We start from the raw sequence: 2,660 nt of genomic DNA on the forward strand, positions 1-2,660 counted from the left end.
TGTATTTACAACGTTTTAGAAAGTTTTAGAAAACTTTAGAAAGTATATATGGAGCCGGTGGGAATCGAACCCACGTCCAAACACCTGCCAACATATTTGTCTACAACCATAGGTTATGTATTGGTTTAACAGTCCCTCGACACATAACTCAAGCCAAGAAACTGCGAGTCCATTAATCTCTTATCAAACTGCTAGACAAAGTTTGATCGTATCTCGCTAAAATTAAGACCTGTCATCAGACACGAGCAATCCGAATCGGGTCACGCCTGCTGGTTTTTAGGCAGCTAGAGCGTAAGAAGTGTTATTTTTTGCAGTTATATTTAACTGAGCGTTTACGTCGCCACACGAGTCGCAAAATATGCCTCATAATGCCTGTCGAATCCGTAACGACCCCAAAATGATATACTCAAGTTTATCATTTTTTGGGTAAAATGGCAAAAGAAAAAGAGGAATTCCTCCCTCTTTCATTCTTATTGCAAGTTCAATTTGAATTTTGTTACATAATGAACTGTAAAGTACATCGCTACAATTTTCACTAGTTCATAGATATAAGCCGGAATAAAGTTAACAGCCAATACATCACTAAGGGTATCATAATAGCCACTTGACAGATATGAAAGGCTGGTTAACTCCACAGTAGGAAACATTCTTCCAATGATGCTAAGAACAACCCAAAGAATAAAACCAAAGACAAAGGCCATTACGACACGATGATTAATAAAAAGTTGGCCCAGTGAAATCGCACAATAGAGCATCAAAATCCCTGAAATGGTTGCTAACAATTGGAAAAATAAGGTTTGCCAAAACAGAGGGCCACCAATACGTTCAAGAAGTAGACCAAGCACCTCAAAGATATTCTGTTGTTGAGAAAGTCCAATTACACCTAGGAAAATAACCAAAGAAAGGACCAAGCTAATAAAACAGAAGATACTCCAAATCAAAGCAGATGTAGCTTTTGCAAGTAAAACGGTATGAGAGCTAGTTGGCAAAGTCCACGTCAAATAACCTTCTCGACCAAAAATATTATTATAAAAACGACGAATAATAATGATATAGTTGGTCAAGGTCAACCCAATGTAACCCGCAAAAATAACCAGAACAACAATTCCCACAATCGTATAGGTTGTATCTGCTGTATAACTTGCTGCGCCAGTAATAACACTAGAAGCTAATAAACCAGCAAAAATTGCGAGAATAGCAAGCACACCCGAAATAATGAGATACCACTTATAGGTTGCTTTTAATTCATATTTCATTAATTTCCCAAACATAAGAGCCTCCTAATACATTCTAAATTGTTCACGGAAGATCTCATCAATCGATTTACCGTATTGGTTACGAAGAACAGTTGTGTTTTCATGCAACAGAATACGACCTTGATTGATAAAGAGTGCTTCATCCAAGACTTGCTCAACGTCCGCAATCAAGTGGGTTGAAATCAATACTGATGAGTTTGGACGACGATTTTGAATGATGGTTCTAAGAATGTAGTCACGCGCAGCAGGGTCCACTCCACCAATTGGTTCATCGAGAATGTACAAATCCGCTTCACGGCTCATGACCAAAATTAATTGAACTTTTTCTTTATTCCCTTTAGAGAGTTGTTTCAACTTTTGCTCTGGGTGCAATTGTAAGTCGTTCAACAATTGATAGGCACGTTGCACATTGAAATCTTTATAGAAGTCTTGGAAGAAACGAAGAGTCTCTGAAATCTTCATATTCTCATCCAAATAAGTTGTATCTGGTAAATAAGAAACGACTTGTTTGGTTCTTGCAGACGGCACTTCACCATGGATATAAACATTTCCCGAAGTAGGTTGCAAAAGCCCATTCACTAATTTAATGATGGTTGTTTTACCACTTCCGTTTGGTCCTAACAAACCAATGATACGACCCGGTTGAATATTGACACTCACATCATATAAGGCAATGTGCTTACCATACACTTTTTGAACATGGTCTAAGTAGACCAAAGGGTACTGATTCATAATCTTCTCCTTAATTTAATAATGATTCTATTATAACCTTACTAAGAAGTGATTGCAAGATATAATCGTAAAAGAAGATAGAATGTTCGTACTATTTGACATCCAAACCATCTTCACTAAAAAAAGAGGAACATCTGTCCCTCCTTTAAAACAATTTATTTAATTCCCAATGCAATCCGCGCATAGCGACTCATCTTCTCAACCGTCCAAGCTGGATACCAGACCAATTTCACATCAACCTTGGTCACTTCTTCCATTCCTGTTAAGGCATCATAAATCTGATCCGTCAGCAAGTCTGCTAATGGGCAACCCATGGTGGTTAGGGTCATATCGATTTCTGTTTCGCCGGTTTCACCATCAAACCGAATTTCGTAGACCAAACCGAGGTTGACAATATCAATACCTAATTCAGGATCGATGACCTGCTCTAGATTTTCAAGAATACGGTTTTTAATTTGTTCGATTTCTTCTGTCGTATAACTCATTCTTCACTCCTTCTTCACTCGGTTCAACCCCAGGAAGAATTTTTTGTTTACAGCAAGACCTAGATTCAAAGGGCCTTAGAAAAGGTCCCCCGGACCAGCCTCGCTATTTAATTTCTTAGCTCGGGTTAAAAATGTCCACTGGACATGGGTTGCTTTTCCATTTCTAGGCAACCGTTAAAAAGATCCC

Annotated in this window: 3 protein-coding genes and 1 other RNA gene; all 4 read right to left on the reverse strand. The window is 38.3% G+C overall.

What is annotated here, in order from left to right; translation table 11 throughout:
• Positions 1-46: 46 nt before the first annotated feature.
• The 4 genes from ssrA to ADH49_RS06825 all read right to left on the reverse strand — a co-directional run bounded on the left by ssrA (position 47) and on the right by ADH49_RS06825 (position 2,473).
• Positions 47-394: a transfer-messenger RNA gene (ssrA, locus tag ADH49_RS09600) on the reverse strand.
• A gap of 76 nt (positions 395-470) precedes the next feature.
• Positions 471-1,271 carry a hypothetical protein gene (locus ADH49_RS06815; RefSeq protein WP_048691012.1) on the reverse strand — a complete coding sequence of 267 codons (801 nt, stop codon included), beginning with the start codon at positions 1,269-1,271 and terminating at the stop codon, positions 471-473.
• 9 nt (positions 1,272-1,280) lie between these two features.
• Positions 1,281-1,988 carry an ABC transporter ATP-binding protein gene (locus ADH49_RS06820; RefSeq protein ID WP_048691014.1) on the reverse strand — a complete coding sequence of 236 codons (708 nt, stop codon included), beginning with the start codon at positions 1,986-1,988 and terminating at the stop codon, positions 1,281-1,283.
• 155 nt (positions 1,989-2,143) lie between these two features.
• The gene (locus ADH49_RS06825) at positions 2,144-2,473 is read right to left on the reverse strand and encodes a metal-sulfur cluster assembly factor (RefSeq protein ID WP_006596590.1); all 330 of its coding nucleotides are present in this window, start codon (positions 2,471-2,473) and stop codon (positions 2,144-2,146) included.
• Positions 2,474-2,660: the final 187 nt, after the last annotated feature.

The organism is Streptococcus sp. 400_SSPC, from assembly GCF_001072745.1.
GTDB classification, from domain to species: domain Bacteria; phylum Bacillota; class Bacilli; order Lactobacillales; family Streptococcaceae; genus Streptococcus; species Streptococcus xiaochunlingii.